The organism is Nocardia sp. NBC_01009 (assembly GCF_045208035.1).
GTDB lineage: Bacteria > Actinomycetota > Actinomycetes > Mycobacteriales > Mycobacteriaceae > Nocardia.
In genome coordinates this window covers 3,811,407-3,826,682 of record NZ_CP108695.1, presented here as the reverse complement: position 1 = coordinate 3,826,682, position 15,276 = coordinate 3,811,407, and the positions used below count along the sequence as shown (strand labels likewise).

The following is a 15,276-nucleotide window of genomic DNA, read 5'->3' as shown; positions in this document are numbered from 1 at the left end:
GGCACTCGAGAGCCGGTCTCGCCCGACAGTTCCGTAGCGCGCACCGATCCCACGGTCAGAGGTCGGTCTCGCCGGTCAATTCGGCCGCGCGGTCTTCGGCGTCGGTCTCGCCGTCCAGGTCGGCGGAGGCGGCGTTGAGGAACCAGGTGAGTCCGTCGTCGGTCCGGCCCGCCGCGACAAGTGCGTCGGCGTAGGCATAGAACAGCCGGGCGGCGGCCGAGCCGGTGCGGGACGGGTCCAGATCGGAAGTCTGCAAGGTGACCACGGCCTGGTCGTACTGACCGAGGTCCATACGGGCGCCGGCAACCACAATGCGCAGCTCACTGGCCTCATCGCCGCTCAGGGCGCGGGCCTCGTCGCTGCGGCCGAGTTCGATCGCACGCTCGGGTCGGCCGAGACCGCGTTCACAGTCCGCCATCACCGCGAGCAGACCGGATCCACCGGACATCCGGCGGGCGGTTCGCAGCTCGGAGAGCGCCTCGGCCCACTCACCCGCGTGGTAGGCAGTCACACCCGCGGTTTCGCGAACCACGGCAATGCGGCCTGCGCGTTGCCGTGCTGCACGGGCGTGTGCCAGCGCCAGGCCGGGGTCGTCGTCGATCAGTCGGGCCGCCATGACCAGGTGGCGGGCGACGGCTTCTGCATTGGTCTTGTCCAAGCTCAGCAGGTCACGTCGGACTGCAGGTTCGAGATCTGATGCCTGGATGTCGTCCGGCAGATCCGGCTCCTCGGGCCGCGGCGGGCGTCGATCCGCCGACTGGCCGCCGCCTCCTGCGCGCGCACCCTCGCCACCACGACGACGGTCCTCCGACGGTCCATCCCCACGCTGAAAAGACCCGCGATCCGATCCGCCACGCTCGCCGGACCGTCCGAAGCCTGCACGCTCACCGGAATCTCTGCGCTTGAAACCACCCCGCTGACCGGAATCAGGGCGGTTGGCCCCACGGTCAGCGGACCCGCCTCGTGAATCACCACCCCGATTGAAACCGCCGCGCTGGCCCGAATCACCGCCACGATTGAAACCGCCCCGGTCGCCGGAGCCACCGTGCTCACCCGAATCACCACTGCCACGGTTGAAACCGCCGCGCTGGCCCGAGTCGCCACCGCGATTGAAGCCGCCACGTTCACCGGAATCACCGCCACGATTGAAACCACCACGCTGGCCGGAGTCACCGCCACGATTGAAACCGCCACGGCCGCCGGATTCACCACCGCGATTGGACCCGCCTGGCTGGCCGGAGTCGCCTCCACGGTTGAAACCGCCACGCTCGCCTGATCCCCCACGCGGGCCGGAATCATCTCGTCGGTTGATTCCACCTCGATTGTTGGAGCCGCTGCGCGGGCCGGAACCACCGCTGCGATTGAAACCGCCACGCTCGCCCGAATCCTCGCGGCGCTTGAAGCCGCCCGCGGAGTCACCTCGCTGGCTGGAGCCTCCGGAGTCGTTGCTCCGGTTGAATCCACCACGCTGGCCGGAATCGCCGCTTCGTTTGAATCCGCCACGCTGGTCCGAGCCCTGGCCGCCGGTGCGATCCCGCTCAGGGCGGTTCGAGGACGAGTCGCCATCGCCACCACGTGCAGGGCGCTCGCCGCCTGCACCACGCTGGCCGGAACCAGAGGCGGGGGTGTCACGCCGGAAGGACTTCCGGTTGTCGTTCTGTTCCGACACGGTGATCCCTTTCTAGGTTCCAAAAAGTGGTCGGGGGCCCCACAAATTGAATCACGTGTCGATGGTGGGGCATGGACGCGGAGGCGTGCGATGGGCAGGCAAGGTGCCCAAACGCCGATAGGGGACCCAGAATCTGGGTCCCCTATCGCGAATGATGTTCCGGCGGTGTCCTACTCTCCCACACCCTGTCGAGTGCAGTACCATCGGCGCTGGCAGGCTTAGCTTCCGGGTTCGGAATGGGACCGGGCGTTTCCCTGCCGCTATGGCCGCCGTAACTCTATGAAACTATCCACACAGAGAGCACACCATCAAAAACAGAAAACAATCTGCTTCATCAAGGTGCTTCTGTATCTGTGTATTGTTTCAGATACCGCACAGTGGACGCGTAGCCTCTTCGTTGGTAAGTCCTCGGCCGATTAGTACCAGTCACCTACACCCGTTACCGAGCTTCCAGTTCTGGCCTATCAACCCCATGGTCTGTGGGGGGCCTTAACCACTCAAGGTGGTGAGAAACCTCATCTTGGAACAGGCTTCCCGCTTAGATGCTTTCAGCGGTTATCCCTTCCGAACGTAGCTAACCAGCAGTGCTCCTGGCGGAACAACTGGCACACCAGAGGTTCGTCCGTCCCGGTCCTCTCGTACTAGGGACAGCCTTCCTCAAGTTTCTGACGCGCGCGGCGGATAGAGACCGAACTGTCTCACGACGTTCTAAACCCAGCTCGCGTGCCGCTTTAATGGGCGAACAGCCCAACCCTTGGGACCTACTCCAGCCCCAGGATGCGACGAGCCGACATCGAGGTGCCAAACCATCCCGTCGATATGGACTCTTGGGGAAGATCAGCCTGTTATCCCCGGGGTACCTTTTATCCGTTGAGCGACACCGCTTCCACTTGCCGGTGCCGGATCACTAGTCCCGACTTTCGTCCCTGCTCGAGCTGTCGCTCTCACAGTCAAGCTCCCTTGTGCACTTGCACTCGACACCTGATTGCCAACCAGGCTGAGGGAACCTTTGGGCGCCTCCGTTACATTTTAGGAGGCAACCGCCCCAGTTAAACTACCCACCAGGCACTGTCCCTGAACCAGATCATGGTCCGAGGTTAGAGGTCCAATACGATCAGAGTGGTATTTCAACGATGACTCCACAAACACTGGCGTGCCCGCTTCACAGTCTCCCACCTATCCTACACAAACCGTACCGAACACCAATACCAAGCTATAGTGAAGGTCCCGGGGTCTTTTCGTCCTGCCGCGCGTAACGAGCATCTTTACTCGTAATGCAATTTCGCCGAGTCTGTGGTTGAGACAGCAGAGAAGTCGTTACGCCATTCGTGCAGGTCGGAACTTACCCGACAAGGAATTTCGCTACCTTAGGATGGTTATAGTTACCACCGCCGTTTACCGGGGCTTAAATTCTCAGCTTCGCGCCGAAGCGCTAACCGGTCCTCTTAACCTTCCGGCACCGGGCAGGCGTCAGTCCGTATACATCGTCTTACGACTTCGCACGGACCTGTGTTTTTAGTAAACAGTCGCTTCTCTCTGGTCTCTGCGACCCAACCCAGCTCCGAGAGTAAATCTCATCACCAGACCGGGTCCCCCTTCTCCCGAAGTTACGGGGGCATTTTGCCGAGTTCCTTAACCACAGTTCTCTCGATCGCCTTAGTATTCTCTACCTGACCACCTGTGTCGGTTTGGGGTACGGGCCGTGTACCAACTCACTAGAGGCTTTTCTCGGCAGCATAGGATCACTGAATTCGCCTCAATCGGCTACGCATCACCTCTCAGGCACATGCTGTGCGGATTTGCCTACACAACGCCCTACAGGCTTACACCAGTACAACCACTGACTGGCCCAGCTACCTTCCTGCGTCACCCCATCGCTTGACTACTACCAGCCGGGGTCATGTGCATCCCTCCACTCGAGACCCGAAGGTCTTCTCGGAAGTTCAGGACACTTAGCACAACTGATTCATCATGGGCGCGGATACACGGGTACGGGAATATCAACCCGTTGTCCATCGACTACGCCTGTCGGCCTCGCCTTAGGTCCCGACTCACCCTGGGCGGATTAACCTGGCCCAGGAACCCTTGGTCATTCGGCGGACGAGTTTCTCACTCGTCTTTCGCTACTCATGCCTGCATTCTCACTCCCGTAGCCTCCACGGCTGGATCACTCCGCCGCTTCCCTGGCTACAGGACGCTCCCCTACCCATCCACACCACTGCACCACCCCCCGCAGGGAATGGCGGATGTATTGTGTGAATGCCGCGGCTTCGGCGGTGTACTTGAGCCCCGCTACATTGTCGGCGCAGGATCACTTGACCAGTGAGCTATTACGCACTCTTTCAAGGGTGGCTGCTTCTAAGCCAACCTCCTGGTTGTCTTCGCGACCCCACATCCTTTTCCACTTAGTACACGCTTAGGGGCCTTAGCCGGCGATCTGGGCTGTTTCCCTCTCGACTACGAAGCTTATCCCCCGCAGTCTCACTGCCGCGCTCTCACACACCGGCATTCGGAGTTTGGCTGATTTCGGTAAGCTTGTAGGCCCCCTAGACCATCCAGTAGCTCTACCTCCGGTGTGAAACACGCGACGCTGCACCTAAATGCATTTCGGGGAGAACCAGCTATCACGGAGTTTGATTGGCCTTTCACCCCTACCCACAGCTCATCCCCTCAGTTTTCAACCTAAGTGGGTTCGGGCCTCCACGACGTCTTACCGTCGCTTCACCCTGGCCATGGGTAGATCACTCCGCTTCGGGTCTAGAACATGCGACTGGAAACGCCCTATTCGGACTCGCTTTCGCTACGGCTACCCCACACGGGTTAACCTCGCCACATGCCACTAACTCGCAGGCTCATTCTTCAAAAGGCACGCCATCACCCACCCAACCGAAGTTGGCGCAGGCCCTGACGGATTGTAAGCGCACGGTTTCAGGTACTATTTCACTCCCCTCCCGGGGTACTTTTCACCTTTCCCTCACGGTACTAGTCCGCTATCGGTCACCAGGGAGTATTCAGGCTTACCGGGTGGTCCCGGCAGATTCACAGCAGATTTCACGGGCCCGCTGCTACTCGGGCACTCACTACGAGAGCCGCCAGGTTTTCGTCTACGGGATTCTCACCCTCTACGACAGGCCGTTCCAGACCACTTCGACTAACCCAACGGTTTCTAACTCTCGCTCATCACGGCAGTGATAAGAAAATGAGCCCCACTACCCCACATGGACAACGCCTGCCGGCTATCACATCCACATGGTTTAGCCTCATCCGCTTTCGCTCGCCACTACTCACGGAATCACTGTTGTTTTCTCTTCCTGTGGGTACTGAGATGTTTCACTTCCCCACGTTCCCTCCACACACCCTATATATTCAGATGCGGGTAACACGACATCACTCGTGCTGGGTTTCCCCATTCGGAAATCCTCGGATCTCAGCTCGGTTGACAGCTCCCCGAGGCTTATCGCAGCCTCCTACGTCCTTCATCGGCTCCTGGTGCCAAGGCATCCACCGTACGCTCTTAAACACTTACTAACAAAGATGCTCGCGTCCACTGTGCAGTTCTCAAACAACACACCCAGTACGAACCGAACCACCACCATGCCCACTCATTTACACAAGTGCGGTCTGCGTGAAGCCCGAACCGGATCGTTATCTTGCCTAAGAGGAAACACTCGCGTGTTCTCTCAGGACCCAACAGTGTGTCGATATATCAACCGCGGGACCGGCCACTGAAGGACCGACCACAATGCGGGAGAGCTTGTCAGCGTTCCACCCATGAGCGTCCGCAGCTCCACATACGGGAACTAAACGGTCTCTGGCATCAACGTTTACCATCCCCGACTCTTCGGGGTGCGATGCAGAAGTGCTCCTTAGAAAGGAGGTGATCCAGCCGCACCTTCCGGTACGGCTACCTTGTTACGACTTCGTCCCAATCGCCAATCCCACCTTCGACGGCTCCCTCCACAAGGGTTAGGCCACCGGCTTCGGGTGTTACCGACTTTCATGACGTGACGGGCGGTGTGTACAAGGCCCGGGAACGTATTCACCGCAGCGTTGCTGATCTGCGATTACTAGCGACTCCAACTTCACGGGGTCGAGTTGCAGACCCCGATCCGAACTGAGACCGGCTTTAAGGGATTCGCTCCACCTCACGGTATCGCAGCCCTCTGTACCGGCCATTGTAGCATGTGTGAAGCCCTGGACATAAGGGGCATGATGACTTGACGTCGTCCCCACCTTCCTCCGAGTTGACCCCGGCAGTCTCTCACGAGTCCCCGCCATTACGCGCTGGCAACATAAGATAAGGGTTGCGCTCGTTGCGGGACTTAACCCAACATCTCACGACACGAGCTGACGACAGCCATGCACCACCTGTACACCGACCACAAGGGGGCCTACATCTCTGCAGGTTTCCGGTGTATGTCAAACCCAGGTAAGGTTCTTCGCGTTGCATCGAATTAATCCACATGCTCCGCCGCTTGTGCGGGCCCCCGTCAATTCCTTTGAGTTTTAGCCTTGCGGCCGTACTCCCCAGGCGGGGTACTTAATGCGTTAGCTACGGCACGGATCCCGTGGAAGGAAACCCACACCTAGTACCCACCGTTTACGGCGTGGACTACCAGGGTATCTAATCCTGTTCGCTACCCACGCTTTCGCTTCTCAGCGTCAGTTACTTCCCAGAGACCCGCCTTCGCCACCGGTGTTCCTCCTGATATCTGCGCATTTCACCGCTACACCAGGAATTCCAGTCTCCCCTGAAGTACTCTAGTCTGCCCGTATCGCCTGCAAGCTTAAGGTTGAGCCCCAAGTTTTCACAGAAGACGCGACAAACCGCCTACAAGCTCTTTACGCCCAGTAATTCCGGACAACGCTCGCACCCTACGTATTACCGCGGCTGCTGGCACGTAGTTGGCCGGTGCTTCTTCTACAGGTACCGTCACTTGCGCTTCGTCCCTGTCGAAAGAGGTTTACAACCCGAAGGCCGTCATCCCTCACGCGGCGTCGCTGCATCAGGCTTTCGCCCATTGTGCAATATTCCCCACTGCTGCCTCCCGTAGGAGTCTGGGCCGTGTCTCAGTCCCAGTGTGGCCGGTCACCCTCTCAGGTCGGCTACCCGTCGTCGCCTTGGTAGGCCGTTACCCCACCAACAAGCTGATAGGCCGCGGGCCCATCTCGCACCGATAAATCTTTCCACCAAAAACCATGCAGCTCTTGGTCATATCCGGTATTAGACCCAGTTTCCCAGGCTTATCCCGAAGTGCGAGGCAGATCACCCACGTGTTACTCACCCGTTCGCCGCTCGTGTACCCCGAAGGGCCTTACCGCTCGACTTGCATGTGTTAAGCACGCCGCCAGCGTTCGTCCTGAGCCAGGATCAAACTCTCCGTTGAAGACTCACAACCACACCCCGAAAGGGTGCAATCAGAAGAATAACTAGAGTCCGAAAACCTAGCAAAACAAAACGCCAGCAAAAAGATTTGCTGACTAAATGTCCAACCCTACAACCGGGGGGTATGCAAGGCCGGAACCAATTAAATAATTGGCACTGACATTCATCGACACACTATTGAGTTCTCAAAGAACACACGCACACAGTTCCTCCCCGGATTCTCTCCAGGGGCTCTCTGAGGCAACTTTTCCAGCCTAGCCAATCGTTCGGTCGGAGTCAAGTCCGCTCGCTCGATCGATGTTGCTGACGGTCAGGCGCTCCTCGTCCTACCTCGTTTCCCTCGCCTCCGCTCAGCGTTTCCGCTGGGCTTCTCGGCTCCGGGTCGGTGTCCGTGTCGCTCTGACTTGGATAAAGTTACGCGGCGGAAAACGCTACGTCAAATCGCCAAGAAGCGGAGGTGTTTTCCCAGGTCAGAGCACCTGCACCGACCTGGAAAACCGGCTCGAATTACACAGATGTGACTCAAGCCACCAAGATCTTTAAGCGCCCGCCCGTAGTACGCCTGCGAAGTTGCGCTTTCCCCTGCGCAGCACCAGCCACCGTCCGTGCAGGTAGTCAGCATCGGAGGGGGTCCATTCCAGATCCGAGATGCGCTCGTTGTTCACCGAAGCGCCGCCTTCGTTCACCGCACGACGGGCCGCCCCACGACTCTCACTCAGTCCGGATGCCACCAGAAGATCGACGATTGTGCTCGGCTCCCCCGCGACAACCTCGGCGACCGTGCCGTCGACGGCGGCTTCCCGCAGTGCCGCGGCCAACGTCGCCTCGTCCAACTCACGCAGATCCGCTCGACCGAACAGCGCCTGGCTCGCCAACTGCACGGCGCGGGTGTTCGCCTCCCCGTGCACCAGGGTCGTCATCTCCTCGGCGAGCTTGCGCTGCGCCTCCCTGGCATGCGGGCGTTCGGTCGTCGCCGTCTCCAGCTCGGCCAGCTCCTCCTCGGACAAGAAGGTGAACCAGCGCAGGTAGCGGACGACGTCGGCATCGGCGGTGTTCACGAAGTACTGGTACCAGGCGTAGGGGCTGGTCATCTCGGGGTCGAGCCACAGGCTGCCGCCGCCGGTCGACTTACCGAACTTCTTGCCGTCGGCCGAGGTCACCAGCGGCACGGTCAGCGCGTGCACCGATGCGCTGTCGACCCTGCGGTTCAGTTCCACGCCCGCGATGATGTTGCCCCACTGGTCGGAGCCGCCGACCTGCAGCATGCAGCTGTAGTCGCGGCGCAGCTGCAGGTAGTCGTTGGCCTGCAACAGCATGTAACTGAACTCGGTGTAGGAGATGCCTTCGCCGTCGAGGCGCCGTTTGATGGTGTCGCGGGCCAGCATGACGTTCACCGAGAAGTGCTTGCCGACATCGCGCAGGAAGTCGACGGTCGACAGGTTCCCGGTCCATTCCATGTTGTTGACGATGACCGCCCCGGTCGGTGAATCGTCCAGGTCGACGAAACGCTCGAGCTGGGAACGGATCCGCTCGGCCCAGTCCGCAACTGTGTCGGACGAGTTCATGGTCCGTTCGCCGACGTCACGCGGATCGCCGATGAGGCCGGTGGCACCGCCTGCCAACACGATCGGCCGATGACCGGCCCGCTGGAAACGGCGCAGCGCGAGCAGCGGCACCAGGTGTCCGGCGTGCAGGCTGGGGCCGGTGGGATCGAAGCCGGCATAGAGGGTCAGGCGGTCGGCGGCCAGCGCCGAGCGCAGGGCATCCAGGTCGGTGGACTGTGCGATCAGTCCGCGCCAGGTCAGTTCATCAATGATGTCGCCGCTCACGCTGTCCCATCTTTCCGCACGGATCCCGATGACCCGCGTTCGCCTCAGTCTCGCCGGGGCGTGCCGCGCAGGTCGAGTGGATTTCGCCGGCGTGCGCCGTCCTCGAAAGAGAGCGATCGGCGGACCTCGGTCCGCCGATCGCTCTCGGATGTTCAGTTGGTCGAGTCGGGTTTTGTTCAGCGGGTCAGCGTCACCCGCAGGGCCGCGATGCTGTCGCGGCGGTTCCAGGCGATCCACACGAACACCGGGCACAGGACAAGCGGGAAGATCGCCATGGCCGGAGCGCCGAGCAGAAAGGCCTGGGTCGCGGCGGCGCACACCACGGTGATCGACAGGCCGGCCGCAGCGGATCCGGACAGTCGCGGGATCAGCAGGCCGAGGCCGCCTGCGAGCTCGACGACGCCGGTCACGTAGCGGAACCACTGGCCCCAACCGATCTCCGCGTATACCTCGACGGCGTCGTGCTGCCCGACGAACTTCGGTGCGGCCGAGGCGATGATGAAGAACAGGCCGAGCACGATCTGCAGGGTCCAGAGGGTGATGTTGCGCGTGCGGCTCGGCGCAACAGTGGCGGTGGCGGACTGGACGGGGTGGGCGATGGTGGTCATCCGGGTGGTCCTTTGCTGGTGGCTTCGAGTCGGTGTGGCGCGCCTACCAGATAGGACGGTGGCCACCGCAAAAACTCACCGCTGCCGCCAAAATTTGCCAGTACCTGGGTTTATGCCTGGCTGAGGGTCCGCAGACGGCGCGGACATAATGGGTCAGGACCCGCCGGTCATCGATACGATCCCGGTCCGGAGCCCGTCTCGATCCGCGGTGCGCGTGGGCTGCGGCGGTACACCGAAACCGCAGTCGAGGCAGGCAGCCAGAATCGCCACGCCTGTTCGGCCGCCATCCTGACGCCGACGCGTGGCCCGGTGGCGATCTCGGCTGCGCTCAGTGCGCCCGCCAGTTCCAGCCGGATCGGCGAGGACGGGTCGAACAGTGGAGTTCCGTAGTCGCCCAACGTGATTCCGAGCGTGCTACCGAGATTGCCCGGTCCCTTCGCCAGGTCGGCATCGCTACGTGCGGTCGTTCGGCGCGCGCGTGCTGTCTGCAGCCCGGCCACTACTTCGCCCGATCGGATCAGCACCGCGCTCGCGGTCCCGTCCGGCCCGCTCGTCACATTGACACAGGTGTGCATGCCGTAGCTGAGATAGACGTACAGCACCCCGGCGGGCCCGAACATCACCGCATTGCGCTTGGTCCGCCCGCGCCCGGAATGTGATGCGAGGTCCGGCCACGGCCCGGTCGGATCTCCGCCGTATGCCTCCACCTCGACGATCCGCACCCCGACCGGCCCCGACCAGAGGGTCGCGCCGAGCAATCGGCGCGCGGCGGCGGGCGGTTCCACAGCGAGTTCATCGGCACACACAGCGGCCATTGTCCCGAACCGGGTCGCTCCGATCAGCCCGCGACCCCGCATCCGACCACCACAACTACGGTGATCGTGGTTCGCCCGGACGGACTCGGGTGCGCCGACTAGAGGTAGGCGCTGTGCTGGCCGGTGCGCAGGGTGATCAGATCGTCGGCGATCACGGCGATGTAGGCGACGCCGACGAGCGCGGCGAGCTGGGCCCATGCCACCCACGCGACGCCGATCGGGATCGTCGCCGCGACCGCCGCAGCGGCGACGAGGCGATACCACGAGCGCGGCAGACGTAGGGCGCGGCGGAAGAAGAACTGCCCGAGGAAGTAGAGGGCGACACCACCGGAGAGCGCGGCCGCGGTGGCGACGGAGGCGACCTCGTTGCCGTGCGCGATGCTCATCTTGATACCCGCAGCGGTCACGATGATGCCGATCAGCAGCGGATAGAGCGCGTACCCGTACGCGAGGACGGCAACGGTGGAGCGCTGCCGGTCGGATACCTCGCCGAGCGCGTGTTCGCCGCGCTCGTCATCGATGCCGAAGTACGCCCACCACAGCACATAGGCCAGCGCCAGACCGAGCGCGACATTCGCGACCAGCGCGACGGTCAGTTTCTCTCCCGCCAGTCCGGCGCCGATGGCAACGACGGACTCACCGATGGCAACGATGACGACCAGACCGTGCCGCTCGCAGAAGTGACTTGCCCTGACCACGAAGTTGCCGGTGTCGACCAGGTAAGGGCTGAGTATCTGGACCGCGAAAGCCAGTCCCCAGCACAGGTATTGGGCCCAGTCGTGCACGAAACCGCCGGCCAGCACCAGCCCGGCAGCAAGTGCGTTCAGCGGCGCGATCCGCTTGATGGCGATCGTCGCGGAGGCGCCGCCGCTCGAATAGAACATCGCCGTGTGCACGGTATTGACCAGGACGTAGCCGAGGCCGAACGCGATGCCGGTGCCATGGAAGGCGTCCGGGATCGCCAGCGCGAGCACGAAGAACCCGAACATTCCGAGCAATAGCCAGGTCCGCCGGGACGAGCTGCTCGGCGCCACTTCGTTGGTGAGCCAGACGTAGCCGCTGTACATCCACCAGATGACACCGAACAGCAGTGCTACCTGAGCCAGCGCCTGCCAGCCGGGATGATGGGTGTACACGTGGGTCAATTGGGTGATGGTGAAGACGAAGACGAGGTCGAAGAAGAGCTCCAGCGTCGAAGCCCGGACTTGTCCCCCCTCCACGTTCGTATCGGTGGTCTCGCTGGTCACCGCAAGATCGTAAGGCGGCTGGCGGTTTTCCGCCGTCCGTACCTCAGCCGAGGGTGTCGGTCCCCATGTACAACCCCTTGAGCTTGTGCGGATTGACCTGGAAGCGGAGGTTCTGGATCCGGCCGTCGACAATGTCGTAGGTGAAGGCGGCGCCGGGGTTTCCACCGATGAGGGCGAGCGCACCGAGTTCGCCGTTGATGTCGGCGGATTCGAGGGCGAAACCGACCGCGACCGGTTTGGCCAGCACGCCCAGGATCCAGCGGGCCACATGGTCGGGGCCGTGCAATGGACGCCGCGCCGCGGTCACCACGCCGCCGCCGTCGGACCACGCGGTCACATCGGGAGCCAGCAGATCCATCAGCGCGTTGAGGTCGCCGCCCGAGCACGCGGCCATGAATTGGTCGGTGATGTGCGCCCGCTCGGCCTTGTCGGTGTCGAACCGCGGACGACGGGACTGCACGTGAGCCCTGGCCCGGTGCGCGATCTGACGGATCGTGGTCTCGGGCTTGTCGAGGGTGTCGGCGATTTCGGCGTGCGTGTAGCCGAAGACCTCACGCAGCAGGAAGACCGCCCGTTCGACCGGGCTCAAGGTTTCCAGCACCACCAGCATCGCGGTGGAGACGGTGTCGGCCAACTCGGTCTCCTCCGCGATATTCGGCGAGGTCAGCAGAGGCTCGGGAAGCCAAGGGCCGACGTAGGTTTCGCGGGTGGCCTTGGCGGAGGTCAGCCGATTCAACGACAGGTTGGTGACCGTGCGGACCAGATAGGACTTGGGATGCTGAACGGTCGACTGATCGGTGTCGTTCCACTTCAACCAGGTGTCCTGGAGGATGTCCTCCGCATCGGTGACTGTGCCCAGCATCCGGTAGGCGGTGGCGAACAGCAGCCGCCGATGTTCGATGAAGGGATCCTGTGCCGGCGTTCGGTCGACCATCGACGGTTCCACCTCCCCGAGTATTCAGGCCGTACAAGTCAGGTGAACCTACCGCCCGCCATAGGGTGTGCGGCGGGCGGTATGCGTGGCGTCATGCTGTCGCACGGGTGGCTTTGCCGCCCTTGGACAGCTGCACCGACATCGTCATCTTCTTGCTCATCTTGAAGGTCGGTACCGGGCTGCTGCTGACGGCTTCCTTGTAGATCACCGCGGCACGACCGGTCAGGTAGAACCGGCCTGCAGTGTCGTCGGCCTTGGTGAACTGGATGATCGCGTCCTTGCGTCCCAGGCTGACCGGCTGATGGAAGTAGCCGAAACGGAACGGCTCGACCTTCTTGCCGCACAGCGCCCGCGCGATGGTGTCGGCGGTGTATGCGGCGGTCGGCATGCCGGACTGGCAGGTGCCGTGGACCTGGCCCCAAGCCTGGCGCACCGCGGCAGCATCGCCGATGGCGTGAATATTCGGGTGCGACACCGACCGTAGGGTCGGGTCGACCACAATCAGACCGCGCGCGTCGGTTTCGATGCCCGCCTGGGCGGCCAGTGGAGACACGCGGACGCCAGTAGTCCACAGAGTCAGATCCGCGGGAACCAGTTCGCCGTTGGCCAGTTCGATTGCGTCCGGCAGCACCTTGGTGACGGCATTGCCGACCTCGCGTGCGACACCGAGCCGGTCCAGCGCCTTGTTCAGGTAGGCGCGGGCCTGCTCGCCCATCATCGCGCCGGGCTCGGTGCTGCTGATCAGTGTGACCTTCAACCCCGGGTGGTTCTCGGCGATTTCGGCCGCGGCCTCGATGCCGGTCAGGCCGCCGCCACAGACCGCGACGGTGCCGCGGGCGGCTTCGGCCGCCGCGAGGCGTTCGGAGAAACGGTGCGCGGTACGGGGATCGTTCAGGGTCCAGGCGTGGTCGGCGGCGCCGGGCACGATGGTGGTATCGGTGCTGCTGCCGAGGGCGTAGACGAGGGTGTCATAGTGCAGGGCCGCGGTGCCGTCGACGATGACCCGCTGTCCGACCGTGTCGATGGAAGTGGCCCAGCCCTGGACGAATTCGACGCCGGTGCCCGCCAGCAGGACCGGGATCCGGTGGTCGGCTAATTCCTGGCCCGCCGCGATCTGGTGCATCCGCAGCCGCTCGGTGAACCGGGCGGACGGGTTGACAACGGTGATCTTGGTGTCGAGTTTGCGCGTCCGCCGGGCCAGCCGCACGGCGGCGAGCATGCCGGTGTAGCCGGCGCCGAGGATGACGATCCGCTGCGTGTTCATGGCGCTTCTCCCATGGTCCATGTCACCGGTTCGGGGTTCGTTGGTTGGTGACGACCATGGGACAAACAACGGCCGCGGAACGTGACAGCCACGTCTTGTGATCCACGCCACAATGTCGACACCGGCCAGAAAACGGCTGCTACCAGCTCGAACACGGAGTAAGCCAAGCAGCTCGCGCCGCGGACGACCGTCCCCACGCCCCGCATCAGTTCTTGCCGAGCGCCTCCTTGCGGATCAATTGCAGCAGGCTCGGGTTATCGGTCGTCGTGACGACCCCGACGATCTTGCGCACGAATCGGTCGTCGCCGACCAGCCGGAGCAGACTCGCTGCCAGATCGATGCGCGCGGTATAGCGACTGTCGACATGCCCCTCGACCATCGTGTAATCCGTGACGGCGGGCAGTTCGTACAGCCCGCCGGGACGCACGATCGTCCACTCGAGATCGCTGGCCCGCAGCAGCGTTTCCATTCGTCGCATGTCGTCGTAGAGCGTCTTGCCCATGACCCGCACGATGTAGGGCTGTAGCACCCGATTGAAGAGGAACCCGGCATCCGAGTAGGGCTTCGGGTCGACCGCACTGGACGAAACCACACCGATGCGACGCACGCCGTGGCGGTGCATGGCGGCCACGATGTTGCCGACCCCGGTGGAGTAGGTGGTGATCGCCCCTTTGCCGTAGGGCACGCCGAGCGTGGACAGCACGGCGTCGGCGCCCGCGACGGCCGTGTCGACCGAATCCAATTGGTGGACATCGCCCCCGAAGACGGCAAGCCGCTCGTGGGCGATCGGGAATTCGGCCGGCCGCCGCGTGACGGCGACGACGTCGTGGCCAGCGTCAAGGGCCTGGCCGGTCAGCAGCCGGCCGGTGGGGCCGTTGGCTCCGAAAACGATGATGCGCATGGTGGATTTCCTTCTGCAGATGTTCGGCACGCCTACGGCGCTCGTTCATCCGAGCGCCGTACCATATGAGAACCATATCATCTATTTTGAAAGTCATACAATATGAAAGACGTATCAAATACGGATGCGCGGCGGCATCGACAGTCGGCGCGCGCAGTCAAAGAGTCGCTTCGCGACCTGAACATCCAACTGTCGCTACTGAATCGCCAGTTCGGAGCCAGGGTCGAACTCAAGGACGCCGACTGGAATTGCCTCGACCTCATCAACCGGCACGGCCCGCTCAGCCCCGGCGCGCTGGCCAAGCTCGCCGGCCTGCACCCGGCAACCATGACCGGCGTACTCGATCGACTGCAGCGCGGCGGCTGGATCACTCGCGAACGCGACCCCGACGCAACCGATCGCCGCGCCGTCACCGTACGCGCGACCCGCGACCGCAATCCGGAGATCTATCGCATGCTCTCCGGCATGAACACCCGCATGGACGACCTCTGCGAGCGGTACAGCGACGCCCAACTGGAGGTGATCGCGGACTTTCTGCGCCGCACCGCCGAGGCAGGGCGCGACGCGACCGCCGAACTCGCCGACGGCTGACTCGCGACGATTAGTCTGCGGTTCAACCATTT

General features: G+C 62.7%; 9 protein-coding genes and 3 rRNA genes. 1 reads left to right on the top strand and 11 read right to left on the bottom strand.

Annotated features, from left to right (window positions below; genetic code table 11):
• Positions 1–55 precede the first annotated feature (55 nt).
• The 11 genes from OHA42_RS17125 to OHA42_RS17075 form a co-directional block, all read right to left on the bottom strand.
• Positions 56–1,312, bottom strand: a complete 1,257-nt coding sequence (locus OHA42_RS17125) for a hypothetical protein (protein ID WP_406239420.1) — start codon at positions 1,310–1,312, stop codon at positions 56–58.
• Positions 1,313–1,826: 514 nt separating this feature from the next.
• A 5S ribosomal RNA gene (rrf, locus tag OHA42_RS17120) occupies positions 1,827–1,943 on the bottom strand.
• Between the two features lie 122 nt (positions 1,944–2,065).
• Positions 2,066–5,197 (bottom strand): 23S ribosomal RNA (locus OHA42_RS17115).
• Between the two features lie 342 nt (positions 5,198–5,539).
• A 16S ribosomal RNA gene (locus tag OHA42_RS17110) occupies positions 5,540–7,056 on the bottom strand.
• The 16S, 23S and 5S rRNA genes sit together here, the layout of an rRNA operon.
• A gap of 538 nt (positions 7,057–7,594) precedes the next feature.
• Entirely contained in the window at positions 7,595–8,884 is a 1,290-nt protein-coding gene (gene tyrS / locus OHA42_RS17105) for a tyrosine--tRNA ligase (RefSeq protein WP_406238280.1), read from the bottom strand.
• Between the two features lie 176 nt (positions 8,885–9,060).
• Positions 9,061–9,492, bottom strand: a complete 432-nt coding sequence (locus tag OHA42_RS17100; RefSeq protein ID WP_406238279.1) for a DoxX family protein — start codon at positions 9,490–9,492, stop codon at positions 9,061–9,063.
• A 167-nt stretch (positions 9,493–9,659) separates the two neighbouring features.
• Positions 9,660–10,307 (bottom strand): DNA-3-methyladenine glycosylase, encoded by a 648-nt coding sequence (locus OHA42_RS17095; RefSeq protein WP_406238277.1) that lies wholly within the window; start codon positions 10,305–10,307, stop codon positions 9,660–9,662.
• A 98-nt stretch (positions 10,308–10,405) separates the two neighbouring features.
• A complete protein-coding gene (locus tag OHA42_RS17090; protein ID WP_406238275.1) occupies positions 10,406–11,554 on the bottom strand; it encodes a low temperature requirement protein A in 1,149 nt (382 codons plus the stop codon).
• 43 nt (positions 11,555–11,597) lie between these two features.
• The gene (locus OHA42_RS17085; RefSeq protein WP_406238274.1) at positions 11,598–12,488 is read right to left on the bottom strand and encodes an RNA polymerase sigma-70 factor; all 891 of its coding nucleotides are present in this window, start codon (positions 12,486–12,488) and stop codon (positions 11,598–11,600) included.
• Between the two features lie 91 nt (positions 12,489–12,579).
• Positions 12,580–13,752, bottom strand: coding sequence for an NAD(P)/FAD-dependent oxidoreductase (locus OHA42_RS17080; RefSeq protein ID WP_406238272.1), 1,173 nt, complete (start codon positions 13,750–13,752; stop codon positions 12,580–12,582).
• A 205-nt stretch (positions 13,753–13,957) separates the two neighbouring features.
• Complete coding sequence (locus tag OHA42_RS17075; protein WP_406238270.1) at positions 13,958–14,653, bottom strand: NAD(P)-dependent oxidoreductase; 696 nt, start codon at positions 14,651–14,653, stop codon at positions 13,958–13,960.
• Between the two features lie 102 nt (positions 14,654–14,755).
• Between OHA42_RS17075 and OHA42_RS17070 the strand changes: the two genes are divergently transcribed.
• Positions 14,756–15,244: a MarR family winged helix-turn-helix transcriptional regulator gene (locus tag OHA42_RS17070; protein WP_406238268.1), complete on the top strand. Its 489-nt coding sequence runs from the start codon at positions 14,756–14,758 to the stop codon at positions 15,242–15,244.
• Positions 15,245–15,276 lie beyond the last annotated feature (32 nt).

Excerpts from the sequence above, each read along its gene's own strand:
- OHA42_RS17075 (WP_406238270.1), bottom strand. The coding sequence starts at position 14,653 with ATGCGCATCATCGTTTTCGGAGCCAACGGCCCCACCGGCCGGCTGCTG.
- OHA42_RS17100 (WP_406238279.1), bottom strand. The coding sequence starts at position 9,492 with ATGACCACCATCGCCCACCCCGTCCAGTCCGCCACCGCCACTGTTGCG.
- OHA42_RS17095 (WP_406238277.1), bottom strand. The coding sequence starts at position 10,307 with ATGGCCGCTGTGTGTGCCGATGAACTCGCTGTGGAACCGCCCGCCGCC.
- OHA42_RS17070 (WP_406238268.1), top strand. The coding sequence starts at position 14,756 with ATGAAAGACGTATCAAATACGGATGCGCGGCGGCATCGACAGTCGGCG.
- OHA42_RS17085 (WP_406238274.1), bottom strand. The coding sequence starts at position 12,488 with ATGGTCGACCGAACGCCGGCACAGGATCCCTTCATCGAACATCGGCGG.
- OHA42_RS17080 (WP_406238272.1), bottom strand. The coding sequence starts at position 13,752 with ATGAACACGCAGCGGATCGTCATCCTCGGCGCCGGCTACACCGGCATG.